At 40.9% G+C, this 26,406-nt stretch carries 28 protein-coding genes; all 28 read right to left on the bottom strand.

The genetic code is table 11. The features are described 5' to 3' along the window. On the bottom strand, positions 1 to 770 hold a 770-nt coding region (locus tag HOD97_07875), incomplete at its 3' end, for a hypothetical protein (protein MBT4281514.1). Between the two features lie 79 nt (positions 771 to 849). Continuing rightward, positions 850 to 2,205, bottom strand: a complete 1,356-nt coding sequence (gene gatA, locus HOD97_07870; GenBank protein ID MBT4281513.1) for an Asp-tRNA(Asn)/Glu-tRNA(Gln) amidotransferase subunit GatA — start codon at positions 2,203 to 2,205, stop codon at positions 850 to 852. 69 nt (positions 2,206 to 2,274) lie between these two features. After that, positions 2,275 to 2,517 carry a twin-arginine translocase TatA/TatE family subunit gene (locus tag HOD97_07865; protein ID MBT4281512.1) on the bottom strand — a complete coding sequence of 81 codons (243 nt, stop codon included), beginning with the start codon at positions 2,515 to 2,517 and terminating at the stop codon, positions 2,275 to 2,277. 61 nt (positions 2,518 to 2,578) lie between these two features. Then, positions 2,579 to 2,866, bottom strand: coding sequence for a DUF4321 domain-containing protein (locus tag HOD97_07860; GenBank protein MBT4281511.1), 288 nt, complete (start codon positions 2,864 to 2,866; stop codon positions 2,579 to 2,581). Next, positions 2,859 to 3,638 carry a CDP-diacylglycerol--serine O-phosphatidyltransferase gene (gene pssA / locus HOD97_07855; protein ID MBT4281510.1) on the bottom strand — a complete coding sequence of 260 codons (780 nt, stop codon included), beginning with the start codon at positions 3,636 to 3,638 and terminating at the stop codon, positions 2,859 to 2,861. Before pssA ends, HOD97_07860 begins: the two co-directional genes overlap by 8 nt. After that, positions 3,619 to 4,272, bottom strand: a complete 654-nt coding sequence (locus tag HOD97_07850) for a phosphatidylserine decarboxylase family protein (GenBank protein MBT4281509.1) — start codon at positions 4,270 to 4,272, stop codon at positions 3,619 to 3,621. Before HOD97_07850 ends, pssA begins: the two co-directional genes overlap by 20 nt. Positions 4,273 to 4,275: 3 nt before the next feature. Next, positions 4,276 to 5,370, bottom strand: coding sequence for a trypsin-like serine protease (locus tag HOD97_07845; protein MBT4281508.1), 1,095 nt, complete (start codon positions 5,368 to 5,370; stop codon positions 4,276 to 4,278). Continuing rightward, complete coding sequence (gene truA, locus HOD97_07840) at positions 5,357 to 6,097, bottom strand: tRNA pseudouridine(38-40) synthase TruA (GenBank protein MBT4281507.1); 741 nt, start codon at positions 6,095 to 6,097, stop codon at positions 5,357 to 5,359. The genes HOD97_07845 and truA overlap by 14 nt, the downstream gene beginning before the upstream one ends. Then, positions 6,084 to 6,809 carry a hypothetical protein gene (locus HOD97_07835; GenBank protein ID MBT4281506.1) on the bottom strand — a complete coding sequence of 242 codons (726 nt, stop codon included), beginning with the start codon at positions 6,807 to 6,809 and terminating at the stop codon, positions 6,084 to 6,086. The genes truA and HOD97_07835 overlap by 14 nt, the downstream gene beginning before the upstream one ends. Before the next feature lie 26 nt (positions 6,810 to 6,835). After that, positions 6,836 to 7,468, bottom strand: a complete 633-nt coding sequence (locus HOD97_07830; GenBank protein MBT4281505.1) for a hypothetical protein — start codon at positions 7,466 to 7,468, stop codon at positions 6,836 to 6,838. Then, the gene (gene lnt / locus HOD97_07825; protein ID MBT4281504.1) at positions 7,447 to 8,934 is read right to left on the bottom strand and encodes an apolipoprotein N-acyltransferase; all 1,488 of its coding nucleotides are present in this window, start codon (positions 8,932 to 8,934) and stop codon (positions 7,447 to 7,449) included. The genes HOD97_07830 and lnt overlap by 22 nt, the downstream gene beginning before the upstream one ends. Before the next feature lie 4 nt (positions 8,935 to 8,938). After that, positions 8,939 to 9,355: a Holliday junction resolvase RuvX gene (gene ruvX, locus HOD97_07820; GenBank protein MBT4281503.1), complete on the bottom strand. Its 417-nt coding sequence runs from the start codon at positions 9,353 to 9,355 to the stop codon at positions 8,939 to 8,941. Positions 9,356 to 9,412: 57 nt separating this feature from the next. After that, positions 9,413 to 11,608, bottom strand: a complete 2,196-nt coding sequence (locus HOD97_07815) for a bifunctional (p)ppGpp synthetase/guanosine-3',5'-bis(diphosphate) 3'-pyrophosphohydrolase (protein MBT4281502.1) — start codon at positions 11,606 to 11,608, stop codon at positions 9,413 to 9,415. Continuing rightward, complete coding sequence (gene dnaB / locus HOD97_07810) at positions 11,608 to 12,972, bottom strand: replicative DNA helicase (GenBank protein MBT4281501.1); 1,365 nt, start codon at positions 12,970 to 12,972, stop codon at positions 11,608 to 11,610. Before dnaB ends, HOD97_07815 begins: the two co-directional genes overlap by 1 nt. Positions 12,973 to 12,976: 4 nt before the next feature. Continuing rightward, positions 12,977 to 13,642: a uracil-DNA glycosylase gene (locus HOD97_07805; GenBank protein ID MBT4281500.1), complete on the bottom strand. Its 666-nt coding sequence runs from the start codon at positions 13,640 to 13,642 to the stop codon at positions 12,977 to 12,979. A 9-nt stretch (positions 13,643 to 13,651) separates the two neighbouring features. Next, positions 13,652 to 13,933 (bottom strand): hypothetical protein, encoded by a 282-nt coding sequence (locus HOD97_07800; protein ID MBT4281499.1) that lies wholly within the window; start codon positions 13,931 to 13,933, stop codon positions 13,652 to 13,654. Beyond that, positions 13,923 to 14,501 carry a guanylate kinase gene (gene gmk, locus HOD97_07795; protein MBT4281498.1) on the bottom strand — a complete coding sequence of 193 codons (579 nt, stop codon included), beginning with the start codon at positions 14,499 to 14,501 and terminating at the stop codon, positions 13,923 to 13,925. Before gmk ends, HOD97_07800 begins: the two co-directional genes overlap by 11 nt. Continuing rightward, a complete protein-coding gene (locus HOD97_07790; protein ID MBT4281497.1) occupies positions 14,498 to 15,358 on the bottom strand; it encodes a YicC family protein in 861 nt (286 codons plus the stop codon). The genes gmk and HOD97_07790 overlap by 4 nt, the downstream gene beginning before the upstream one ends. 70 nt (positions 15,359 to 15,428) lie before the next feature. Continuing rightward, the gene (locus HOD97_07785; protein MBT4281496.1) at positions 15,429 to 16,487 is read right to left on the bottom strand and encodes a hypothetical protein; all 1,059 of its coding nucleotides are present in this window, start codon (positions 16,485 to 16,487) and stop codon (positions 15,429 to 15,431) included. Further along, a complete protein-coding gene (gene mutS, locus HOD97_07780) occupies positions 16,487 to 19,081 on the bottom strand; it encodes a DNA mismatch repair protein MutS (GenBank protein ID MBT4281495.1) in 2,595 nt (864 codons plus the stop codon). Before mutS ends, HOD97_07785 begins: the two co-directional genes overlap by 1 nt. After that, complete coding sequence (selB, locus tag HOD97_07775) at positions 19,081 to 20,940, bottom strand: selenocysteine-specific translation elongation factor (GenBank protein MBT4281494.1); 1,860 nt, start codon at positions 20,938 to 20,940, stop codon at positions 19,081 to 19,083. The genes mutS and selB overlap by 1 nt, the downstream gene beginning before the upstream one ends. A 6-nt stretch (positions 20,941 to 20,946) precedes the next feature. Further along, positions 20,947 to 22,305 carry an L-seryl-tRNA(Sec) selenium transferase gene (gene selA, locus HOD97_07770; GenBank protein MBT4281493.1) on the bottom strand — a complete coding sequence of 453 codons (1,359 nt, stop codon included), beginning with the start codon at positions 22,303 to 22,305 and terminating at the stop codon, positions 20,947 to 20,949. Between the two features lie 31 nt (positions 22,306 to 22,336). Beyond that, the gene (locus HOD97_07765; protein ID MBT4281492.1) at positions 22,337 to 23,512 is read right to left on the bottom strand and encodes an MFS transporter; all 1,176 of its coding nucleotides are present in this window, start codon (positions 23,510 to 23,512) and stop codon (positions 22,337 to 22,339) included. Between the two features lie 55 nt (positions 23,513 to 23,567). Further along, on the bottom strand, positions 23,568 to 23,900 hold the full coding sequence (rplS, locus tag HOD97_07760) for a 50S ribosomal protein L19 (GenBank protein ID MBT4281491.1): 333 nt from the start codon (positions 23,898 to 23,900) through the stop codon (positions 23,568 to 23,570). Next, a complete protein-coding gene (trmD, locus tag HOD97_07755; GenBank protein ID MBT4281490.1) occupies positions 23,897 to 24,619 on the bottom strand; it encodes a tRNA (guanosine(37)-N1)-methyltransferase TrmD in 723 nt (240 codons plus the stop codon). The genes rplS and trmD overlap by 4 nt, the downstream gene beginning before the upstream one ends. Beyond that, the gene (rimM, locus tag HOD97_07750; GenBank protein MBT4281489.1) at positions 24,619 to 25,122 is read right to left on the bottom strand and encodes a 16S rRNA processing protein RimM; all 504 of its coding nucleotides are present in this window, start codon (positions 25,120 to 25,122) and stop codon (positions 24,619 to 24,621) included. The genes trmD and rimM overlap by 1 nt, the downstream gene beginning before the upstream one ends. Further along, on the bottom strand, positions 25,115 to 25,366 hold the full coding sequence (locus HOD97_07745) for a KH domain-containing protein (GenBank protein ID MBT4281488.1): 252 nt from the start codon (positions 25,364 to 25,366) through the stop codon (positions 25,115 to 25,117). The genes rimM and HOD97_07745 overlap by 8 nt, the downstream gene beginning before the upstream one ends. Beyond that, positions 25,363 to 26,400 carry a 30S ribosomal protein S16 gene (gene rpsP / locus HOD97_07740; GenBank protein MBT4281487.1) on the bottom strand — a complete coding sequence of 346 codons (1,038 nt, stop codon included), beginning with the start codon at positions 26,398 to 26,400 and terminating at the stop codon, positions 25,363 to 25,365. Before rpsP ends, HOD97_07745 begins: the two co-directional genes overlap by 4 nt. Positions 26,401 to 26,406 lie beyond the last annotated feature (6 nt).

The following is a 26,406-nucleotide window of genomic DNA, read 5'->3' as shown; positions in this document are numbered from 1 at the left end:
TTTGTAGTCCATTCATTTCCATTATAAAATAAGACCTCATTGATTATGCCATTAGCATTGTTTTGGTATGTAACTGCCCATATATGTTGGCCATCTAATCCCCATATGTTTATTATCCCTGTTTCCGTCCCACTCTCCATCAGCCTAAAATCACTGCCGTCGTAGTGGACAATGTTACCATTTCCACCAACAAAATAAAGATCAGAAGAGGAGGTGCCCCAGACTTTGTTTACATAAAAGCCACCCGGGAACCCTTCTAGTGAACCATAAGGTGTGAATTTATTTCCATTAAAATGAACGACAATTGATCCACCAAACCAGACATCATTTGTATTAAAAGCATAGACTGAATAATAGACACCATACAAATAAGGCGTTGGAGCAATTCTAATCAATTCCCACTCACTCCCGTCCCAGTGTGCTGCATTAAATTTTTCTCTACCGGTTCCATTGAAAGATGAATCAGGATCATCTACAATAATTTGTCCCACCACCCAGACGTTGTTCTCATCAATAATGGCTACGTCATTTAGGTAACTGCCGTAGTCTCCAAGTGTATCAATCTCCCACACAAAGTTGTGGCTGGTGGTGTCCAACTTGCATTGGGTTTGGTCATCATTCCAGTGGTAGCCATCCGCGCATTCGCAAGTGCCGTTTACTTCTACCTGGTTTTCCCCGCATTCGGTTTCTTTGGGGTTATCGGGGCAGGCGGATTGGGTGAGAAGAATTATCAGAAAAAAGAAAATTAAGATGGTGGTTCTGAGGATCATATTTATTCCAAAACTAGATTTGTGATATTTTTCACCAAAAGGTCTCAAGGATAAATAGATAAAGAGGCGTTTGAAAAACTCAGTCAAGGGTAAAGACACTTGCCTGCTCGACTCTACGACTGAAGGATAAAATTGTTTCTTCTTTGAAATAATTCCCCACAAGCTGCAGCCCTGCGGGAAGTCCCGAAGAAAATTTTCCGGCGGGGATATTCAATGCAGGCACGCCGGCGAGACTCATCGGAATGGTGAATAAATCTGACAAATACATCGCCAGAGGATCATCCACATTTTTGCCAATTTTAAAAGCCCCTGTTGGTGCTGTTGGCAATAATATCAGATCCACAGAATCAAACGCATCCACGAAATCGTTCTTTATAAGCTGGCGGACTTTCTGCGCTTTGGCATAATATGCATCGTAATACCCTGAGGATAAAATATAAGTTCCAAGCATGATGCGCCGCTTCACTTCCGGTCCAAATCCTTCAGATCGTGTTTGAGTGTACAATTTCTTCACATCTTCATCCGATTTACGGGAACCGTAGCGCACTCCATCAAATCGCGCGAGATTCGAAGATGCTTCCGCCATCGTCAAAATATAATACGTCGAAACTGCGTACTGCGCGTGAGGCAAATCAACATCCACGATTGAAATGCCTTCCGTTTCGCAGAAAGATTCAAGTTCTTTCATTTTTTTGGACAATTCAGGATCGAGTCCGGTTTTTAGAAATGCCCGCGGAATTCCGAGGGATTTCGGCGGTGGCGCATCGAGGCAATTCTGCAGATTTGGAACCGGCTCTTTTGAAGATGTCGCGTCCTTCGGGTCGTGGCCGGCGATGCTTACAAAAAGGGATGCAGTATCTTCGGTAGTTTTTGCGAATGGACCAATTTGGTCAAAAGACGATGCAAAGGCAACCAGTCCGTATCGAGACACCCTTCCGTATGTTGGCTTGAGTCCGTACACGCCGCAGAAGGCAGCTGGTTGGCGCACCGATCCGCCGGTGTCAGATCCAAGTGCCATGTCCGCCAAATCAGCGGCAACAGCCGCTGCGGACCCGCCGCTGGATCCGCCTGTTACTCTCGTGGAATCGAACGGATTTTTTGCCGGACCGTACGTGGAATATTCTGTGGAAGATCCCATCGCAAATTCATCACAATTTGTTTGCCCTAAAATAACGCCGCCTTCAGACTCAATTCGATCAATCACGGTTGCGTTGTACGGCGCTGTATATCCTTCCAGCACATTGGATGCGCAGGTAATCGGTTCGCCCTTTATGGAAATATTATCTTTAATCAACAGCGTTTTTCCGGACAAGCGTCCAGATGATTTTCCCGCAGAAGCAATCGCCGATGCATCCCGGGTTCGGATGATGCAATTCAGATCCGATTTTTCCTCAATGAGGTTTAGCTGGTTTTGGATGATGTCCGTAAATGTCATAAAATTTATCAGGTGTAAAAAACCCCGATTCTATTTTCTAAAACCGGGGCGGGATTTTGATGACAAATGTTAGTCGCTGTCAGAAGACCGTTCGGCTTCTTCCGACGGTGCGCTTTCAGGATCAGCGGCGGTCTCGATGGTTTTTTTGGTGTCATCCACTGCGCCTTTGAATTCCTTGATTCCCTGACCAAGTCCGCGTGCAAGTTCGGGAAGTCGCTTTGCGCCGAATAAAAGCAAAATGACCAGTAAAATGAGAATGATTTCGGGAGCGCCGAGATTAAACAGCGCGTATTCAATGATGATGTTATCCATAGCTTCGTCCTCCAGACGTCAAATGTTCATAATGAATTTACGGTAAAACTGTGATTCATGTTTACCTGAAAAATCTAAGGAAATAATATGAAATAGCCAGACCGAGAATAGAAGTGATGTTCAATTTTAAAACTAAACCAAACGACACGGAAAAAACTTTGAGATCAAGCGTGATGACACCGGTGTCGTTTCCCACCAAACCAGCCAGATTAAACTCTACACTTGTAAGAAAGAAATCTTTTACAACTCCTGCAGGAAGTCCCCATGCAAGCAATTCGCCTCCCACCGTACCAAGGATTATTCCGACAAACAAAACAAGACTAACAAATCCTATAGATCGTTTAGTCATGACTCATGACTCCTTGTTCAGATTCTACCATCGGACCATCTTCTTCAAAGCGGTTATTGTCTAACATCCATTTAAAAATACTCCAAATGATATAAAGAGAAAAAACCGGAAAAAGAATAATACCACGCCATAGAACCATAGAAATTATGACTGCAATGAGCGCCACAAGACGAAGAGTGTTTTTCTTCCCCTGCCGGAAAGATAATAACGGGAATTTTGAAAACCGAACGGGACTGACCATCAAGAAACCGAGCAAAGATATCATTACAAGCGCAATTCTAGGATCCCCTGCATCGCCCCAAATTTGATGATTGAAGAGCATAAAGCTCACGATGAGTAACGCATTCAAGGGTGTTGTTAAACCTGTGAAATACGGCACGGGTTTTTCAGTCTGCAATACATTAAAGCGCGCCAATCTGATGGTTCCAAATAAAAGCGGAATAAAGCAAATCATTCCCCGCAATACAGGTGGCAATCCATTCCCGTAAACAAGGTACACCATCACCGAGGGAACCACGCAAAATGAAACGGTATCTGCCAAAGAATCAAACTCGGTGCCAAAACGGCTACTAATACCCAAAAGCCTGGCGAGTTTCCCGTCAATAGAATCAAAAAATATTGATACCAGAATGAGCCAAGATGCGAGCACCGGTTCATCGCGCACTAGATATCCCAATGCGAGAAATCCTAAAAACATATTAAACACCGTTGCCACATTGGGAATAACGTGTTTTCCGACCCGTTTTTTCTTTTCAACCTGCATTTGATTCATATCTTCCAATCACACTCATGCCACCTTTTACAACGGTACCAACCTCAACATTGAGCGAAACTGTTTTGGGGAATATAATATCTGTACGGGAACCAAACATGATATAACCGAGGCGGTCACCTTGGTGCATAGTAGAACCTGGATCAGCATAACAGAATATTCTCCTGGCGACTGCGCCGGTAATCTGACGAATTCTTAAATTTCCATTTTTTGTTTCCATGACTATTTCAGTTCGCTGATTATCTTTGGATGCTTTATGATTGAATGCCGCTAAAAATTTTCCTTTGAAAAATTCCATAGATTTGATCGTGCCATCGACAGGAACCCTATTAACATGAACATTAAATACGCTTAAGAAAATGGACACTTGAACCACATCTTCGCCAACATCTGGGTCATTGACATCAATAATTTGAACTACTTTTCCGTCGGCGGGAGAATATATGTTTTTTTCATCTTTTGGAAATGAACGGTGAGGGTCACGAAAAAAGTAAAGAGAAAACAGAAATAAAAATCCGATGATTGAGAAACAAATTTTAAGTGTCGAAATATTCAAGGCATAGCCAATCATTCCGGTTATAATTGTCAAAATGAAAAGAGGAACAAGGACGCGTTTACCTTCTGGAGCGAACATGTGTTACTGCACCTTTCCTAAGCGCAAAGATTTAGTTCCATACCGACCATTCCTGTACACTTTCAGATTCAGTTTATCCCCAGAACGAAGATCGTTTTCCTCGATTACCTTGCGAATATCAGATGATTTTGATACACGCATATTGTTAACGCGTACAATAACATCTCCCGCTTCCAATCCAGCAATATCCGATGTACTTCCGGATTCTACTTCTACAATCATCACACCCGTACTAAAGGGTAGTTCAAGATATCCGCTAAGTTTTTGTGTTAATGCCTGCACCGTTAGACCAGTGGCAAAACTTCGATCAACGCGACCCGTGTTTTTCAACTCATTTACAATTCGTTGGGCGCGCTCAATTGGAATGGCAAAACCAATCCCAACTGACCCTTCCGAAATCGATGAACCTGTATATATAAATGAATTTATACCAATTACATCACCATTCACATTAACAAGAGGTCCTCCACTATTTCCCGGATTAATAGCTGCATCAGTTTGAATCATGTCTTGATAAATTCTACCGGATTCCACTTGCCCAAAATCCATATCTATCGCACTGATAATACCCGCTGTAGCAGTTGGTTGCTGGTTCACATCAAACAGTCCAAACGGATTTCCAAGTGCAACCACCCATTCGCCAATCATTAAATCGTCAGAATTTCCCAATTCCGCATAGGGAAACGAATTTCCTTCAATTTTCAAAAGGGTAAGGTCCGTAACGCGGTCTGTCCCAATTATTTCTGCCTCATATTCTTTTCCGCCGGTAAGTTTAATAATAATCTCAGTCGCATTTTCTATCACATGAAAATTGGTTACAATGTATCCATCAGGGCTAATTAAAACTCCCGTGCCAGATCCTTTCACTCGTTGCTGGCTCCGATATATTTTTTCCGGGAAAAAATAATCGAAAAAAGGATCATTAAACACGCGCCCTCTTACATTTCGTAACTGTGTCACGTTAACGCTCGCAACAGACGGGCTGACTTTTTCAATTGCCCTGACAATAGCAGTTTGCCGAGAACTGTGAATATCACCATCCGCAGGCAAGGCAGAAATGGCGACCAGAATAATAAAAGTAGTTTTAATCCAATTCATTATAAATCACTTTCTCTAATCGCAATCCCTGAGGAGGTGCTTTGAAAATGTGGACATTTTCTTTTGGATGCTTTAGCAACTTTATAAAATCATTCATTGGATAATTATTTCTCGATATTTCCACCATGGTTCCAACAAGATACCGAACCATATGGTGTAAAAACCGATTGGCAGTAACCTCGTAATTTACAATTCCATTCTTTTCCAACCACAAGGAATGACTCACGGTGCAAAGATAGTTTTCTGTCTCAGGATTTTGTTTTGCAAATGACGTAAAATCATGTTCTCCTACAATTTCTGATGCAACAGTATTTAACGTGGACAAATTAAGCGGACCGGTTTTCCAAACAATGGCACTATCTAATATTTGATCGTCAGTTCTACAAGAATACACATAATGTCGATTTGTAGCGGAGTATCTCGCATGAAATTCCGGACGTGCCACACCACAGGTTCTTACCTGGACTGTATCGCACATATTGCCGTTTATCGCATCCTTTAAGTCGCAAGACGTCATGATTGTATCAAAATCAAAGTGAGCAACCTGCCCTAAAGCATGCACACCGGAATCTGTCCGCCCCGCGCCAGTAACCGGAATGCGATTCCCTTTATTCAAAATGGTCAACGCTGATTCAATTTCTGCTTGCACGGTGTGTGCTTCGCATTGCTTCTGCCAACCCGAAAATGCAGAACCAAGATACTGTATTTCTATTTTATATCGAGGCAAAACGATGTATAACAATAATAAATGTAATTAGAAATGCAATTTGCAAACCATCGGTTTTGCGAAACGGAATAAATTGGGCAACACCTCGAGGCACTTGATTCCCGTATCCGCGTAATGACATAGCAAGAGATGTAGTATCCGCCATTTTTAATTGTTGAATCAAAAACCCCGGCAAATCGGACATCAGTGATTTGACTTGGGAAAACCTGCTTTCTGTATCTTGAATTCCCAGTGAAACTTTTGAAGATTGTAGTTGAGACCATTGCCTCTGAAGGGATGGAAAAAATCGAAGGGTTAAGCTAAGAAATAGAAAAAAGTCTTCAACTTTGTGCCAAGACTTCCCAGCTATAAGCCAAATGCTTCGAATCGCTTGAAAAATATTTTTTCTGCATTCTTTTTCCAAAAATGCGCCCATGATAACAGTACTTAAAACAAATCTCATCATAGAAAATATTCCCGATTTCACTGCCGAAATAAATGAGATATTAGAGAAGATAATCGAACTGAGCAGAAACATTCCCAATAAGATTGGAAAAAACCAAATCATATGACGAATGCGGTGCAATATATTTGCAATCGAAATAGTTTGAAATAATATGATTCCTAAAATAATAATTCCATGAATTGTCCAGCCAATCCACGATTGGACTAATAAACTCGAAATGGCAAAACCCACAAAAAATGTTGCTTCCGTTAATGGATGCTTGATCATATTATCTTCAATTATTTGTTAGGAAACTAAAACTTAATCGAAAAAGAAAGTGATGAAGATTTTGATTCTATATCAATTTTCGGCACTACATCAAGTGTAACACCTTGCGCTATGTTTTGCAAATAGGCGGCATCAATTGCAGAAATAACGTGATTAAGGACTACCCCTGCGACGAGAAAAGATGTTGCCTTTGTCAATATATCTCCTCTAATTCGCATCCTTTCAAACGTTGTTCGATGATTGGCCTCATCCCACTCCCAATTCCATTCCGTGTCTAATGCATATAATGCGTCATTATCTCTAAAACGCAGGTGTTCATTATTAAAAGAATTCCGATTAGGATAATTGCCAATATCCACCCAAAAACTATGATCTTTCCCAGAAATATCCACGCCTGCATGATCTGCCGCATACGCTATGTATTTTTGTTCTTCTACTTCTGATGCGATAAAGGTGCCCATAACGCTTAACCAAAGAGAGGTTTCTGACATAATAAAGAATCTGGATCTCTTGGATTGATGCAATGATTTTTCCCCCCAACCGGGGATAAGAAATGATTTTACGGCCGGAGATAATTTGGAATCCTCTACCTGACGTTCGCTTTGTGAAAATGCAAACGAACCGGTGAACAAAAGTATTATGATGATTTTCGTGTCCATCCCATTCCTATAAATCCTATGGAAATTAAGGTCATCAGCCATGCAAATGCGTCCCCAAATTTTGTGTAAAAAGATGAGTGATTTTGCAAGGTCACATTAGCCAGCCCAACGCCTTTTTGATTGAATCCAATTTTACCGGCATGTTTTCCTGTCGGTAAGAAATGTCCGGAAATTCCTGTATTTGCGCACCGCACAACAGGCACTCGATTTTCAACTGCTCGTAGGCGAGCAAGCTCAAAATGTTGGTACGCACCGGATGTATGGCGCCACCAACCATCATTCGTTTGAATGGTTAGCATTTGGGCGCCACGGCTCACAAATTCACGTGCAACACTTGGGAAGCTTGAATCATAACAGATCATGTTGCTGAATTTGATTGAATCCATCTCGAACACCGTATAAGTGCCGCCGTGCTCAAAGTTCCCAACCCCAATGTTCAAATTATCCAAAAACGAAAATAACGATGATAGGGGAACATATTCGCCAAATGGCACAAGTTTCATTTTGGTGTACATGCTTTGCGAACCATTGGGTTTTAGAAAAATAGTACTATTTAAGTATTGTGTGACTCCAAACTCATTGGTCTGCTTGTCTGGAGTACCGGCAAGCAAAGGAATTCCTGATATTTTAATTCGGTTCATAATGGGCTTCCGAGTGACCGAATTTGTCCTCAAATAAGTTGGCAAAGCAGATTCCGGCCACAAAATTAAATCGGGTTTTAATTCCATTGCTTCAACGTGTAGAGAATCCATGAGAGCAAACAATCCACTTCGTTTGGAATGGTCCCATTTATCAACAGGATTTACATTGGGTTGAACCATGGCAATGCTAATATTTTTTCCTTCATATTGTTCCCACAACAAAAGTCTCATTCCTCCAAACAGCCAGGGTAAAATGAATATAATTATTGGAAGAAATGGTGAAACTTTTTTATGATTCGAAACCACATATCCGTACAATGCTGCATTCACCAAAACAATCCAAAATGCGACGCCATAGGTTCCGGTTATTTCCAGTATTTGAATCACAGGAAGGTACCGCGATTGAGTAATTGCAAGATTGATCCACGGATATCCTAACGGACCAAATGTCCGAAGGAATTCCATAGCAACCCACAGGAACGGCGCTGCCATTAGCCCCTTTCCTGTTCTATGATGAATCATGGAAACCAAAGCCGCAAATGCTGCCCAAAAAATACCAAGATAAAATACGGCGCCAATCATCGATAACATGCTTACCCAAAATGGTGCGCCTGTATTAAGCCCAATCCAATATAGTGAAATCACATTTGCTATAACGGACGCAACATACCCCCATTTTGCGGCAATTTTCGGAGACTCTTTCACACAGATATGAATGAGTGGAATGAATCCAAATAATGCAAAAAATCCCAGCGGAAGCGGAGGATAAGACATTCCAAGGAAGCAACCGGAGATGATTGCAAGTTGATAAGATGGTTTGCTCAATAATTTAAGCACGTCTTTTTTTGTCCAAGTATTGCTGAAGCATAATGGCCGCCGCCGTCTGATCTATAAGTCCTTTATTTTTTCCCGTTTTGAAATTTTGATCAATTAAAGCTCGTTTTGCGCTGACCGAGCTTAATCGTTCATCTTCTTCTTCCACACGAATTCCATTGTCCATCAGTTTTTGAGTAAATTTGCGAACCACTTTGGTTTGCGGTGAATCGCCACCTTTCAACCTATATGGCATCCCGATTACCACAGATTCAATCTCGTAATCTTGAATGATTTTTTGCAATGCCAAAATCAGCGATTCGTCTGATGAAACAGTGAGCGTTTTAAAGGGGCTTGCAATAAGATGGGTGGGATCTGATAAAGCCAACCCAACCCGCTTTGATCCATAATCAATTCCTAAAATTCTAAGCATGATATCCGTTTTATAAAATGTCCTTTAGTTCTTTTATAATAATGCAAATATCGGCGATTATCGCTCAGATCTCTCTATATGATCTACGCCTCTTACTTTTTTAATTTTTCGAATGATGCGGTCAAGTTGACGGATATTATTCACTTGAACAATGAAAAGAGCGGTGGCGACAGAATCTTCTCCGTGCATATCCACACTTTTGATATTAATATTATGAGATGAAATCGATTCTGTGAGATCTTTCAAAATTCCTTTTCGATCCTGTCCTGTTATTTTCAACCGCACATTAAAAAGATCGGTTTTAGCTACATCCCAATCTACCGGAACAACTCTATCTTTTTCCTCACTCATTAACGGTAAACTCGCACACATTGAGCGATGTACCGTGAGCCCACGACCTCGCGTAATAAACCCAAGCGTTTCATCACCAGGAATCGGGTTACAGCATTTTCCATAAGACACCATAACATCTTTTATACCCTGCAGTTTGACACCTTTTGGCGATGAACCCATAAAAGAAAACCGGGATGTAGCTTCGGGTTCTTGGATGTCAAATTCAGTCTCTGATTCCGGAATGATTTTCTCCAGTATTTGCCGTACGGTTAAATTTCCATTTCCAATAGACTCCAATAACTGTTCAGTTGTTTGGAATCCGAATTTTATAAAAGAAGATTCAACTTCCTTTTGGATGGATAATTTTTTCAATCGCCTGAGTGTTTTTTTCAATATTTCTTGACCAAGTTCCAAACTCTCAACTTTACTGGCCATCTTTAGATAATGATTTATTTTATTTCGGGCTTTTGAAGTAACTGCAATCTTGAGCCAGCCATAATTTGGTTTTTGACTTTTTCCCGTGATAATCTCTACCAAATCACCGTTTTTCAGTTTTGTATTTAGTGGAACCACTTTCTGGTTTACTTTAGCACCAAGACATTTCATTCCAATTTCTGTATGAACTTTAAACGCAAAATCAATTGGCGTCGCTAACACAGGTAATTGTATCAATTCACCCTTCGGAGTAAACACAAATATCTCATCGCTAAAAAGATCAATTTTTAAAAGGTGCATAAATTCTCTCGGATCACTTTCTTCGCTTTGCAAAATATCCAACAATTCCCTAAGCCAACCTACATGCGAATCCATACCCTTGGAATCTTTATCCTTTTTTTCCTTATACCGCCAATGTGCAGCAACACCGATTTCGGCAGTTTCTTCCATATCATGCGTTCTAATTTGGATTTCAACAAGTTTTTTATCGGGTCCAACAATAGTCGTATGGATGGATTGATACGCATTGGTTTTGGGTGTGGCAATAAAGTCCTTAAATCGTTCTTGTATCGGGTTATAGTTGTTGTGAATAACTCCAAGCGCAAGATAACATGATTCCATCTTATCTACTAAAATTCGAATTGCTTCCTTATCATAAATTTCCTCAAACGATTTGTCCTGTTTGGACATTTTTTTATGGATAGAAATATGTGATTTTGGTCGCCCATAAACGCGAGCATCAATATCATATTTTGATAATTCTTCCTTGAGGGTTGTTGTTACTTTTTTAATATACCGCTCACGCTGTTTGGTGGTGGATTTCAATTTAGAATCAATTTCTTTATACGATTTTGGATCGAGTGTTTTAAAAATGAGGTCATCCAATTCCCATTTAACCTTAGCCATTCCCAATCTATGCGCAAGAGGAGAATATACATCTCTTGTTTCTACTGCAATTCGTCTCTGCTTCATTTTAGACATGTAATCAATGGTTTTCATATTGTGTAGGCGATCGGCAAATTTGATAATAATAACTCGTAAATCTTTAGCAACCGAAAGAAGCATCTTCATAAAGTTTCCTACCTGTTGTTCTGCTCTTGTAGAAAATTCGATTCCGCTTAGTTTTGTAACACCATCCACTAATACTGCAACATCTTCGCCAAAATTACTGATAAGATCCGCGTGAGACGCATCAGTATCCTCGATTGTATCATGAAGCAATCCACCCATAATCATAACCGGATCCATATTCCAGGATGCTAATATTTCTGCAACAGCAATACAGTGTTCAAAATAAGGAGCACCGGATTTTCGTTTTTGTCCGTCGTGGTAACGATCGCCAAAGTCAAAGGCTTTCCAAAGTAATTGTTTAACTTCGTCTGGATCCATGCCGGCCGGTATCGAAACCTGATCGTATAATTTTACGAATGATTTCGGATATTCGCCTGCAAGTTGGGGGACGAACCGCGCAAGCGGATTCTGCATTAGAATGGTACCTCAGTTTCCATATCAGAAAAGGATGTCAAATTTTCGAAGCGAGCATACCGATCTATAAATGTCAAATTTATATTACCTGTTGGACCATTTCTCTGCTTGGACAAAATCAATTCAACTTTTCCGCGGTCGTCTTCATCCCGGCTGTACACATACGGGCGATACACAAACATTACGACGTCAGCATCTTGTTCGATGGCACCGCTTTCTCGCAAATCCGAAAGCTGGGGACGTCGGTCGCTTCGTTGTTCAGTAGCTCGAGATAACTGAGATAAAGCGACGACTGGAATTTTCAATTCTTTGGCTAATGCTTTTAAGGACCGCGAAATAACCGAAATTTCCTGCTGTCTATTTTCAACACCTTTTGGACCTGACATTAATTGCAGATAGTCGACCATAATCATCCCTATGTTATGTTCAGCCATCAAGCGACGTGCTTTTGCGCGCAATTCTAAAATACCAATAGATGGAGTGTCATCTAAAAAAATCGGTGCTTCGGCGAGAACGCCAACCGACATACTTAAATTTTTCCAATGGGATTTTGGTAGTTTCCCGGTACGAACCAAATGTGAATCAACCCTTGCCTCCGCGCAAAGCATTCTCATTGCCAACTGATGGCTTGCCATTTCTAAACTAAATATCCCAACGGGCTTTTGATGATCAATCGCAGCGTTTCGTGCCATGGTAAGTGCCAAGGCTGTTTTCCCCATTCCAGGTCTGCCTGCCACCACAATGAGTTCACTATTTTGGAATCCTGATGTCATCTCATCTAAATCTAATAATCCGGTCGGCACACCAGTGACAGTTCCACCGGATGAATGAATTTTGTCTAAATTTTCAAACGTTTCTTGTAAAATTGGATCTAATTGTTCAAACCCACCCTTAATTCGACCTTGGGAAATGGAAAAGATTGCCTGTTCAGCCGAATCCATAATATCATCCACATCCTGACGGTCATCGTAGGCATTTTTGGTAAGATCATGAGATATCTTTATCAATTCCCGAAGCATTGCTTTTTCTAAAACAATTTTGGCATAATGCTCAACATTGGCTGTTGTTGGAACCGATTCAACCAACCCGGTGATATAATAAGCACCTCCGACATTTTCCAAATCCTTCGCTTTTTTAAGCTGATTAACTACAGAAACCGTATCAACCGGTTCACCTTCGTTAAAGAGTTGAATCATTCCTCGAAATATTTTTGCATGCGCATCTTTGTAAAAATGAATATCCGTTACCCATTGCAGTACTTTACTAACTGCTTCTTTGCTCGCAAGCATTGCACCAAGTACAGCTTGTTCTGCCTCATTGGATTGCGGTTGGACATTTAAAATTTGATCTGGGTTTTCTGCCATTATTCTATGCCTCTAAAAAATCTCTTATCGTTTTAAAATCATCCCACGTTGGCCGTTTCAAGTTCTCATTTCGCAACAAGGCTGCCGGATGGTAAGTTACGATTAGGGGAATCCCATGATAATCATGAATGGTCTCCCGCATACTTTTCAACGGTTTATCCACACGCAAAAGGGTTTGCCCGGCAACACGCCCCAAGCTAACAATAAGTTTAGGCTTAATCAACCGTATTTGATTCAATAGATGCGGTTCGCATTGTTCAACTTCTGTCGCGAGTGGATCTCTATTTTCCGGAGGTCGGCATTTGAGTACATTGCAAATGAATACATCTTTTTCTCGACTGCGATCAATGGCTCGCAATATTTTATCTAACATTCTTCCTGATTTGCCTACAAACGGCTCGCCCTTAATATCTTCATCCCGCCCCGGCGCTTCGCCAACGAGCAATAGATTTGCATTGGGATCACCAACACCAAAAACAAATTTAGTCCGTGATTTCCCTAGTGAGCATTTTTGGCATTCGCTTATTTCAAGATTAAATGCATCCAGATCACCGGGATTGCTAGGTGGAATTGGATCATTCTTCTTGAGATCTAAATAAATTTCATCCCCATACAAATCACGAACCTGTCTAAGATATTGACGAGCCGGTTCGGATAGTTTGGGTTTCAAAAGATCAAATTACAGGTCTAGAGTTTCGGCCTGTTTCCATTCAAGCTTGCCATCAAGATATTCATCAAATGCTTCAGTCGTCGCTTTATCTTTTTCCTCGTAATCTTCAGGATCGATCATTGGAATTTCGTCGAAAACCCCAAACTCAATGGGTTCCTCTTCCAGAAAACTATCCTTGATGATGCGATCTTGCATGATTTGTCGGGCGCGCTTTGCTATAATTACGACTGCGTGGTAACTATCAACATTTTGTGCTTCCATTTTCTTCATTGATACTGGTTTAACTGCCATAAAGTACTCCTTTAGTTTTGGGGCTAATGATTGTTATCAATTCTTCAACGGCTCGGTTAAGGTTATCATTAATAACCTGACGGTCAAACCGTTCTCTGTATGGATATTCTTCTCGTATTCTTTCTAATCTTTTTTCAATATGTTCCGCAGAATCTGTCCCTCTTTTTTTGAGACGACCCCTTAAATGATCTTCACTGGGAGGCATCACAAAAATTGTGATGGTATCCTCGGGATAAAGTGATTTGATTGCCATGGCGCCTTTTACATCCACTTCTAACAATATCATTCGGTTTTCCGAGCGTGTTGTTTCAAGTGTATCTTTTAATGTTCCGTAGTAAAAATTACCATGAACTTTTTCATATTCGGCAAATGCGTTTTCCGAAATTTTCTGTTCAAATTCATCTTGGGAAATGAAAAAATAATCACGTCCGTTGATTTCGTTTTTTCTCTGTTGGCGAGTTGTGCAGGAAATAGAAAAATCCAACTCCGAAAATTGATCCTGCAATTTTCGGCATATCGTTGTTTTTCCCGTCCCTGACGGGGCTGAAATTACGATGAAATTTTTCATAGGACATTTTGAACCTGTTCACGCATCCGTTCGAGTTCGTTTTTCATTTCTACAACCCGGTTCACTCCCCTGTCGGATGTAATTTTTGAACCAACTGTATTCACTTCTCTGCCGACTTCCTGCAGAATAAAGTTGAGGCGTTTGCCAACCGGATTTTTTGATTTCAGCAATGTATTAAATTGTTCTATATGACTATCAATGCGAACCACTTCTTCGGTTACATCTGTTTTTTCTGCAAGGATGGCAATTTCCTGAATGATTCGGTTTTGATCAAGATCAATTCCATCGGAAAGTTCACGCACCTTTTCTGCATATTTTTTGGATCGGTTCTTTGTTTCGGATTCTGCCAATTTTTTCAAGGTTTTTAGGGATTTTTTAATATGACTACTTCTTCCTGATAAATCCTTTAATAGTTTTTTTCCTTCGGCTAATCTCATTTTTTCCATTTGGTTGCAAGCTTTTTGTACAGCATCTACAACACCATCCATACTTTCAACACCTTTTTCAGGTGAAGAAAATAGATCATCTGCCTTGATGACTTCTCCCAGAGAAATACTGACATTAAATTCTTTTTCAACATGAGAAACTGCATCTGCGATTGATTTCATCTTGGAGTGGTTAAACACCAACTCCCCTGATCCATTTTGATTTAGTGATTTTATTGTCAATGCTACTGTACCACGCTGAATCAAGTCTGTGAGTTTTTTTCGAATATTTTGTTCAACGATGGGATCTAATTCAAGTCCGCGAATCTTGATATCCAAAAAACGACCATTCACAGCACGTACCTGTGCTGTAATGTGGCTATTACCTGCAGAAACTTCTCCCCGCCCGAATCCTGTCATACTTTTAATCATAATTTGCTTTCGAAAAAAGTCTATGAATGTACCTGATAATACCCTTTGAGAACAACTGGAATGAATTGAATTAAAGAATTGATTTAACCCGATTAAAAATCCATTCGGGATGGACAGAAAATGAAATATAATGGCTGGTTCCGAGGGTACTTCCTGCGGGTGCCGTTTGGAACGCATAATCAATTCCAAATTGGTCCCAATTAAGTCCCAATCCTGTCGTGTAAGCTTTTGCGCGATTCCTTCCAAATCTAACTGCTACTTTTTCTTTAATTACAGTTTCAATCCCCCAGCGGAAATCAACGCCTACTTTATCCATTAATTGAAAATCATCATTCGGTGTTTTTCCAGATGGATCCACCAAAGCGTCCGTAAAAATCCCTACAGAAATAGGCAATTTAGTAAAAGCAAAAGTTTGACTCATCCCAATCACAGCCTGCGGTGCTGAAGCTTCAATAGATCCACTATCCCAAACAATCCAGGATGACGTCACGTCCGAAAACCTGACACCAATCATTCCGCCGTTCCATGAATTGTAAAGAAATCCAAGGTCTAGACCAATACCGGTCCCAAGATTTTCGCCCAAAGAATGATGAAGCCCTTTGAGTCCAAGTCCAATTTTCATTTTTCCAAACGTCCAATTCCGGGTGGTCATCATTGCCACTTGCCGATGTTTAAAAAAACTGATTTTTGTTTCGTCCAGTCGTTCGCCATCGTTTAAAATACCATCGCCTTCTCCGGCGTCTCCTGTTCCCGGCTGTCCATCCTCACCGAAATCCAGCAAAATGTCACGTGTATTGGGAATGTTTGATATACCTTCATGTAACAAAATAATTCCAATTGGCCACTTAAGTGAATTCGACAATGAAAATGCCCCAAGATCACTATTAATTAGACCGGCAAATCGGCTTTGGTGTGCATAAGTTAAACCACGGGAAAGTTGGACCGGATCGTGCGCCGGATTAAAGAGTGGTGCAATTGCGCCACCACCAATGGCAGTGAGCGTATTGCCTAAAGCGAGAGAACGACCATCACCGGCACTGGTGAAAATTTCCCAACCATAGCGAACCCAATAGGTTTCCGAAAGACCTACCTGTAAAGCAAAAAGAGTCAGTAGAATAACTCTTCGCATTAAAGACCGTGTTTTTTCTTGAGTTTATCGAGTGTCTCAAGCGCTTCAAGTGGCGTCATAGTGTTAATGCTCATTTTTTCAATGTCTTTCTGCAATTCCGATTCTTTTTTCTCAAATAATGATTGCTGATTAGACGCCGGTTTGTTTGGTGCAGTTCCATCTTTAGTTTGCTGACGGATATGGTGCGACAATATTTCTGTCGCTCTCGAAATGACACTCATAGGCAACCCGGCCATTTTTGCGACATGAATTCCGTAACTCTCATCACCAGGCCCGGGTAAAATTTTTCTTAAGAAAATAATCTTGTCACCAAATTCCTTTACTGCAGCATGATAATTTTGAAGCCGATCTAATGCATGTTCCAAATCTGTTAGTTCGTGGTAATGCGTCGCGAAGAGCGTGAGCGATGCACATTCATCCGTATTATGTAAATATTCGGTAATGGCCCACGCCAGTGAAAGTCCGTCAAAAGTGGCAGTTCCGCGACCAATTTCATCTAACAGAACCAGACTTTGTTTGGTGGCATTATTCAAAATATTCGCCGTTTCATTCATTTCCACCAAAAAAGTGCTCTCGCCACCGGCAAGATTATCACTGGCACCAACCCGAGTAAATAATTGGTCCCTAATACCGAGTTTTGCTGATTTTGCCGGAACAAAGCTCCCAATCTGCGCCATAAGTACAATCTGACCGATTTGTCGTAAATACGTGGATTTTCCGGCCATATTTGGGCCTGTGATCAAATGAATCTGACTGGTTTTGGAATCCATTTTCAAATCATTCGGTACGAATCTATCCGTTACAGGAAGTAGTTGTTCCACCACCGGATGGCGTGATTCATTCAAATTTATCACATTTTCTTCCACCATTTCGGGTTTGCAATAATGATGGTCGATGGCAACCTGAGCGAATGTGGATAAAACATCCAACCGATTCAACACATGTGCATTTACTTGAATTGACTTGGCTTCAGATAAAATGTGATCGCACAATGTGAAATAAATCTTTGATTCAATTTCGCAAATCCGTTCATCTGCAGAAAGAATTTTTTCTTCGTATTCCTTGAGATCCGGTGTGATGTACCTTTCTGAATTCACGAGGGTTTGCTTTCGAATATAATCCTCGGGGACCAAATCTTGATTGGCTTTGGTTACTTCTATAAAATATCCGAACACTCTGTTAAATCCGATCTTAAGCGAATTGATTCCAGTCTTTTCCCTCTCTTGAGATTGAAGATCAGCGATCCATTGTTTTCCGCTCGTTGATAATGCTCGCAAATCATCCAACTCAGCATTTACGCCATTCCTAATCACGCCAATTTGTGAAAGTTTTGCAGGTGGATCATCCGCTAATATTGTATTGATTTCCTCCGTAATTTTTGAAACATCCTTAAAAGTTTCAGACAACTTTTGACATTGTGAATGGCTAGAATCTTTTAGAATAAGACTGATCCCCGGAATCCGGTCGAGACTCAATCGGAATCCGAACAACTCTCTCGGTGTGAGTATGTGTTTACTCAATTTTCCGAGGGCACGTTCAAGATCGGTCAATTCCTTTAATTCAGATCGCAAATCGGATAATCGATTTTTATCTTGGACAAACCCTTCCACCGCATTATGTCTGTCCTGAATTGTCAATAAATCAGTGAGTGGACGATACAACCACGATCGCAAAAGTCTTCCACCTCCCGCTGTATTCGTTTCGTCCAGCACATCTATCAATGTTCCATGCGTACCTTGCGTGGCGAGTGATGCAAAAATTTCAAGATTCCTAACTGTGAATGCATCAAGATTCATCAAGCCGTCTTTTCGAATCGGCCTTACTGCGGAAACATGCGAAAGATTTCCGTTTAAATTTTTCTCAACATGATGAAAAATCATGCCGCCGGCTGTGATGCCAACATCCATAGAACTGCATCCAAAACCCTTAAGCGATTTTACCTTAAAATGATCCGTTAGAATCCTCATTGCTTCAGCTTTATCCACTGCCCAATCTTCCACTCTCGAAATAAATGGCATGCATTCGATATACCAATCTTGATCTGATATGGTTACACTTTCAGCCACTACTATTTCATGAGGGCTGAATTTTCTTAAAATGTCCAAAAGGTTTTTTCTGGGTGATTCACCCAAAAAAAACTCGCCGGTGGAAGCGTCTAAAAAAGCAAATCCGACTGATTTTTTTTCAAATGCAAGAGCTCCTAAAAATCTGTTAGACTTTTCGTTGAGAGTTTGATCTGATGTAATAGTCCCCGGTGTAACCACCTCTGTTACTTCACGTTTGACGATACCCTTCGCTAATTTCGGATCTTCAACCTGTTCGCAAATAGCAACTCGATGCCCGGCCTTTACCAGCTTCGGTAGATACTGATCCAAAGCATGATAGGGAAATCCTGCCAGCGGAACTTCGCCAGCAACGCCATTTGATCTTTTCGTCAGTACAATTCCAAGAATTTTTGCTACTGTCTTCGCATCTTCTGCAAAAGTCTCGTAAAAATCACCCATTCGGAATAAAAGAATAGAATCCGTATGTTGACGTTTAATTTCATCAAATTGCCGCATGAGCGGAGTGGATTGAGGTTTAGATTTCGCCATCAGGAAAACCGCCCTTTCATACGCACATTTCCGTCACGGTGGGTCCAATCTTTAGCGTCACAAAATTCCAAGAGCGGAATAGCAGATTTTCGTGTCGTTCCGGTTAATTCTTTAAATGTGTTCACATCAAGAGAATCATGATTTTTAAAAAAGGATTGTAAACTTTGAGAAAGTGATAGAGCCGAAGTTGAATGAATCCAAAACTGATCCCCTACCATATCAGTCAATCCTTCGTCTTTTAAAATATGTAGAAGTTCCAAAACCATTTTTGGGTCCAAATTTGTCCGGTCAGCTACATCTATTACTTTTGAAAGCTGATATCCTTCATTTTTCAGAAATGCAGAAATTTTTTCCGCTTTTTTACGGTCTTCTTCAGATAATTTCACCTCATGATTCATCAATGCAAAGCCGGATAAACTTTCCTTAATTCGACCTTCTTTTACAAGATCAACTAAAACCATTTTCAAACTACCTTTTGATAAATCAATTTTGTTTTGAATCATTTCCATATTTACAGCCTTTTTATATGGTTTTGATTGGTGAAATCCTTCTAAATAGTGTAACACTTTTTCTCGATTCCCTGCCTTTGCATCCGGATTTAATACCAATTCTTTTTCAATGATGAATCCTAACGATTCAACCATACTTTTGATTTCTGATTCCGGTAAATGAAAAATCCGGGAATAAACGGTCACAGTTTGTGAATCATTTCTATAAAAATCCACGCGGTGCTTAAATCTTTCAATCAGAGTTTCTGGAAGATCTGCAATCCATGATTTAAGCATTTTCCCTTGCGGGAGATCGGTGTCTAATACTGTTCCGCCGGCAATGGTTTCCATTGGAGAATATGATCGAAGAATCAATTTATCATCCATGGCGGCAGAGATAGGTTTTTCGAGGTCAAGCATCAAATGCGCAGAATCGCCGTGTTTAAGAGGTTTTAATCCAAATAATTTCGCTCTTCCTAAAACCTCGGCTGTCCCGATATGTAAACGAATTCGCTGCTTATCCTTGATTTTCCAACGTGTATCAGGAAGAAGGTTTACCTGCAATGCCAAGCGTTGAGTGGGCTTAATCCAGCCGGGTGAAAGAAGTTCGCAACCTCGCCATAAATGTTCGGCGTCTACTCCGGCGATATTGATCGCAGCTCTATCTCCAATTTGAATGGTATCCGTTTCAGCTAAATGTGTTTGCATTCCGCGGGCTTTCCCTTTGATTTTTCTCGGTAGAACTTCTAAATCATTTCCCTTATGAAGTGCACCGGATAAAACAGTTCCTGTAACCACCACTCCAAATCCTTTTTTATGAAATACGCGATCAATAGGCATTCGGAAAATTCCTGTATCAAGGGTAGCCTTTAATGATTTGGCTTCTTTAAGCAATGTATTTCGCACAGTATCAATACCCTCTCCTGTAATAGTTGAAGTTGGAATAATAGGCGCATCAGAGAAAGGTGACTCTTCCAGCAATTGTTGAATATCCAAGGTCACAAGTTCAATCCATTCGGCATCCTGCACTCTATCCACTTTAGTTAAAGCAACCACACATTTAGGAATTCCAAGATGCAACAATATCTGTAAATGCTCCCTCGTTTGAGGCATGATTCCATCATCGGCAGCTATGACGAGAAGCGCCACGTCTATGGTGGAAACACCCGCCACCATATTACGCACAAATTTTTCATGCCCTGGGACGTCAATAATCGTGATGTTTTCGTTGAGGTAAGCAAACCCCAGATTGATCGTCATTCCTCTTGATTTTTCCTCATCGAGATTATCAGTGTTGGTTCCGGTAAGCGCTTCAACGAGAGATGTTTTTCCGTGATCAATATGTCCTGCTGTTCCGATGACAACCTGCATCACGGTTTATATCTGGTTAATTGCGTCGGTCAGGATAAGGTGTTGCCCGGGAAGAATGGCTTTTAAATCAATGAAAAATGCTCGTCCGGAACAGTAACCAACAATGGGATAATTCAGCTTTCTGAAGGCGGCTGAAAGTTTGGAAGCCGTATATTTATTTGAGGAAAACCTTAACGCAACACTTGGCAATGGAGCATCGGGAAGTGAGCCGCTTCCAGCTTCTACTTCTGTTTCTACAATTGAAATTCCAAGTGCCGATTGTTTCTTTTTTAAAACACCTTTCAGAATTTTTTCAGCATGAGATTTTAAAGTCATTCGAGATGTTTTTAAAAGGTTGAGGGCTAAATTCGATTTCGTATTCCCATAATGTCTTAACGTCTCATCTAAGAGAGCGATCGTCCATTTATCACATCGAACGGTACGGTAAATTGGGTTATTTAAGATGGTTGATATGTGTTTTTTCTTGCCTGCAATAAGGCCAGATTGAGGACCGCCAAGCAATTTGTCACCAGAGAATGTGACCACATCCACACCCGATTTTATGACCGCTGAAACGGGCAATTCTTGAGGAAGTCCGATGGCATCCATGTCCACAAGAGCTCCGCTGCCCAAATCTGCAAGAACCGGAATTTTAGCTTTCCGCCCGAGAGCAACCAAATCTGTTAGGTCAACCGACTGGGTAAACCCCTTTACAATATAATTGCTGGTATGCACCCAAAGAAGCAAAGCAGTATTCTTCGAAATCGCCTTCTGATAATCTTCGATACGCGTTCGATTTGTGGTACCAACTTCCACCATTTTGCATCCACTTTTGCGAATAACATCCGGTATCCTGAACGAACCGCCAATTTCGACTTCCTGTCCGCGTGAAATAATGACTTCTTTTCCTTCAGCAAAGGTGTTTAAACAAAGAAAAACTGCGGCTGCATTGTTATTGACAGCCATAGAATCATCCGACCGGCATAAAGCAGATAAATTCCTTCTACAATGATCCTGTCGCTGACCTCTTTTTCCTGAGGACAAATCCAATTCGATGTTGGAATATTGTTCCAGTTTTGCGGTTACCGATTTAATGATTTTTTTAGACATTGGTGCTCGACCAAATCCAGTATGGAGAACGATTCCGGTACCATTGATGACCGATGAATGAGATCCAGTTTGTGCTTCCTTAATTTTTTGGATAATTTTTTTTAAAATTTGTTTACGTTTATCAGGAAAATTTCCGCCTTTTGCTTTAGATCGCATCCATTTCAATTCTTGATTAATTATATATTTTATATAGTCATTATGCAGAGACATATCCGCCCCTACTTCAAGTAACACTTCAGATACAGATGGTAAGGATTTTAACTGAGATTTTGACATGGGTAAAACTTGCTTAATTCTTGAAGAATTATCAAGATGAAACTCGGGTACTTTCAATTACCATCAGCGCAGTAAGTACAGCAGGAATAAGAATGATTCCCATGGTCGGAAAAACCCAGATTACACCAAATTTCTGTGCGATAATTCCACTCAATCCGGCTGCAATGGCGCCCACACCAAACGTCAAGAAAAAATTAATACCAAATCCAAGCCCGCGCATTTTGGAATGGGTTAATTCTGAAATCAACGTATTGGCAATGGGTTGAAAATTAAAATGAGTAATTCCGAGAAAAATACTCCACACAACTAAATAATGATCTGTACTGATTCCCATTAATATAAGAAATGGGATATTTAGAAGTACAACCCAAATCAATACCACAGGTCTGGGATATTTATCCGCAAGAATTCCACCGATCCATTGTCCGCATATTCCAGAAAGAAAAACCAACGCAGGAAAAAAACCTGCCTTAAATGTGCTCGAAAGATTTCCTAAAAATTCATTCGTATTCATGGCAAAGTGTGAAGGCATAAATGTGGTAAATCCGTTGTATGCCAACCCCATTAGTACGGCTGTAATGTAAAAATAAATAAGTGCCTTTTTATTTGTTGAATCAGGGGAAAGAGCTTTATCCGTTTCTAGTTCCTCAGGTGAATCCTTTTTGGGAATCAGAACCAATGTCGCCAGCCCTAAAACACCACCGACACTTGCTAGAAAAAGATATACATATCGCCATATACCCCACTCGGCAAAAACGGTTGCCAAAATTGGACCTAGGGCTAAACCAATAGAACCCATAATTCCATGAATTGCCATGGCTCTTCCCATTGGACGAACCCGTCTGGATAAAATGGTTAATCCTGCCGGATGATAAATGGATGCAACAAAACCAACAAATATGAGTGCTAAGGTAAATTGGGTTGTTGTGGAGGAAAGTGCCACCAATATTCCAGCTAAAAGACAAGAAAACTGAAAAATGAGCAACAGTTTCCTTCCGCCGAGTTTGTTTTCAAAATATCCTGCAGGAATTGCCCCTAAACCAAACATAAATGAGCTCCCAAGTGCTATAAAACCGAGAGCATCAAAACCCAAACCCAGCTCATCTTTAATAATTACCATTAAAGTTGGATAAACCAACATGAGCGAATGTGCAACCATATGAGAAGCACCTGTTAATGCTAGAATTATTTTGGCTTGTCGATTCATATACACAAAAGCCCTAACCGAGGACGGGAAGGGCTTTTAAGATGTGGGATTAAGATTACCGCTTTTCCGTAATTCTGGTTGCTTTCCCAGTTAGCTTTCGCAAGTAATTTAGTTTGGCTCTCCGCACCTTTCCACGCCGTGTTACTTTTACGGTCTTTAGCAAAGGTGAATGAAGCGGGAAAATACGTTCCACACCAACTCCCCCTGAAATTTTCCTTAATGTAAATGTTGCAGAAATACCTGCACCTTTTCTACCGATAACCACTCCTTCAAATTTCTGCGTTCGTTCTTTACCGCCTTCAACGACTCTTACGTCCACAGAAAGGGTATCGCCTGAATTAAATTTTGGAATGTCAGTTTTTAATTGGTTTGATTGTGTATTTGTCATTGTTCACTCTCCATAGATTTCATTTTATCTTTATATTTTTCCCATAAATCCGGTCGTCTCATCTGCGTCCGTTTTTCACGCTGATTTTGACGCCAGCTATCAATATGATCGTGGTGCCCGCTTAAAAGGGTATCAGGAACTTCCATTCCATCTATTTCCCTAGGTTTTGTGAACCAGGGAGTATCAAGTAAGCCGGATGTAAAACTATCGGACAAGGCAGATTCTCGGGAATTCAATACACCCGGGACTAAGCGAATAATGCTATCCATCATCAATAGTGCAGGAAGTTCGCCTGCTGACACAACAAAATCGCCAATAGAAAATTCATGTGTGACATATTTTTGAATCACACGTTGATCAATTCCCTTGTAATGTCCGCAAATAAAAATAATGCGTTCTGTGTCGCACAAAGTTGTTGCCACACCGTCGGACCATATTTCACCTTGCGGATTCGGATACACCACGGCTGTTCCGTCTTGTCCGCCTACCAATTCAAATGCATGTTCAATTGCTTTAAACATGGGTCCCGCCATCAACACCATTCCACTACCGCCACCAAAAGGGGTGTCGTCAACCTGTCGGTAATTTCCTTCGCCAAACTCTCTTAGATCAACAACATGGAATTGGACGGCATCGCGTTCTTCCCCTTGGCGAAGAATACTATAGCGGATGGTTGTTTTAACCAAGTCGGGGACCGTTGTAATAATTGCTATCTGCATTAATGATCCATCAATCCGTCTATAGGGCGAATCACAATTTCTTCATTGTTATGATCAATCGAATTTACGATTTCGGAAATAACCGGAATTAAAAACTCTTTCTCATCTTTTTCGATCGTGTACACATCGTTTGCAGGCAACCAAAGAATATCTTTTAAATTGCCTACGAATTTACCCGAATCTGTGAAGACTTCGTATCCGATCAAATCCTGCGAAACAAAAGAAATTGGGTCACTTTCGGATGCATGTGTGAAAACCTTTTGCCCCACAAGCGCCTCCGCTTCAAGTCTGTTTTGTACACCTTCAAATAAGATTCGTGTCTTTTTTCCTATTCTGGCAGATTTTTTCAGCTTCATTTCCAAAGCCGAATCATTAGAATACCCTAAAAATAGAGTTGGATTTTCAGCATAATCTTCAAAATATCTGCAGAGTGGAATGACATGCACTTCACCTTTTAGCCCGGAGACTTTGGTTACTTTCCCAATGGGAAAAAGTTTATTCATTATCCACCAAATCAATAACTTCTAGTCTGGCGCGTTTGCCGCCTTCTTTGGCATTAATCGCAAATAGGATTGTCCTGATAGCGGAAATATTTCGTCCTTTTTTCCCTATGACTTTGCCATAATCTCCCTCACCAACCGTGAGTTCGAAAATGATGCTTTGTTCTGTTTCCACTTTATGAATTTGAACTTCATCCGGTTTATCCACCAGTGACTTTACAGCAACTTCAATGAATTCTTCCATCATTTGTCCTCCTTCTTTCCTTCCTCAATACTTTCTGCTTTAACTTGCTCTTCAGCTGGCTCAATTCCTTCAGATTCATCCACTGTTTCTTCTGTTTCTTTTTCAGGTTCTACTTCAGGTTCTGGTTCGGGTTCAGGCTCAGGTTCTGGTTCGGGTTCTTCGCGTTCTTCAGCAGGTGCATCAGATTTATCCGTTGGCTCTTCTTCAGTTGTTTCTTCTACCGGCTTTTCAACTTCATCCTTTTCCTCATCCTCAGCAACTTCCTTTAGAGGTTCAGCTTCGGCCGTTTCTTCCTCTTTTACTTCCTCAACCTGATCTTCATCCTTTTCCTCTTCTTTAGCTTCCTCTGCCGGCTCGTCTGCTTTTTCATCTTCGGCAGGTTCTGCAGCAGGTTCTTCGTTAGAAGTTTCTTCTGTCACAGCTTCTTCCTTTGGTTCCTCTTCTGGATCTTCGGGTTCTTCGCTTTCTTCAGCAGGTGCGTCAGACCCTTCAGTTGGCTCTTCTTCAGTTGTTTCTTCTACCGGCTTTTCAACTTCATCCTTTTCCTCATCCTCAGCAACTTCCTCAGTTGTCGCATCTTCTGTTGCCGAAGCATCATCTTTGGGTGCATCTTCAGTAGGTACCTTTACGTCTTCGGATGGTATTTCCTCAACTGCATCGGTTTTCTTTTCTTCTGCTTTTTTGGCTGCTCTTTCGGCGCGGTTAGATTTCACCTCTTCTCGATTGAGTTCCCATTTTTTCATTTCTGTTTCAATCGATTTTTCATCCATTCCCTGTTTCATCAGATGCCAGCGGTGGGCCAACCCCGAATCGCGGAGAAGTCCGTGGGCAGCGTCTGTTGTTTCGGCGCCTTCTTTTAGCCAATGTAAAATTCTCTCCTGTTTTAAAACATACTGATCTTTTGTTTTAATTGGGTCGTACCAGCCCAACTCTTCGATGGCAGCACCATCTCTTCGTTTGCGTGAGTCCATTACGACCATTCTATAAAAAGGCCGGTTTCGTCTTCCAATGCGTTTCAGTCTTATCTTCGTTGACACGTTTCG

This window comes from Candidatus Neomarinimicrobiota bacterium, assembly GCA_018651745.1.
GTDB lineage: Bacteria > Fidelibacterota > Marinisomatia > Marinisomatales > TCS55 > JAAZYX01.
The sequence above is the reverse complement of the archived record's forward strand: the minus strand, read 5'-3'. Positions and strand labels throughout refer to the sequence as shown.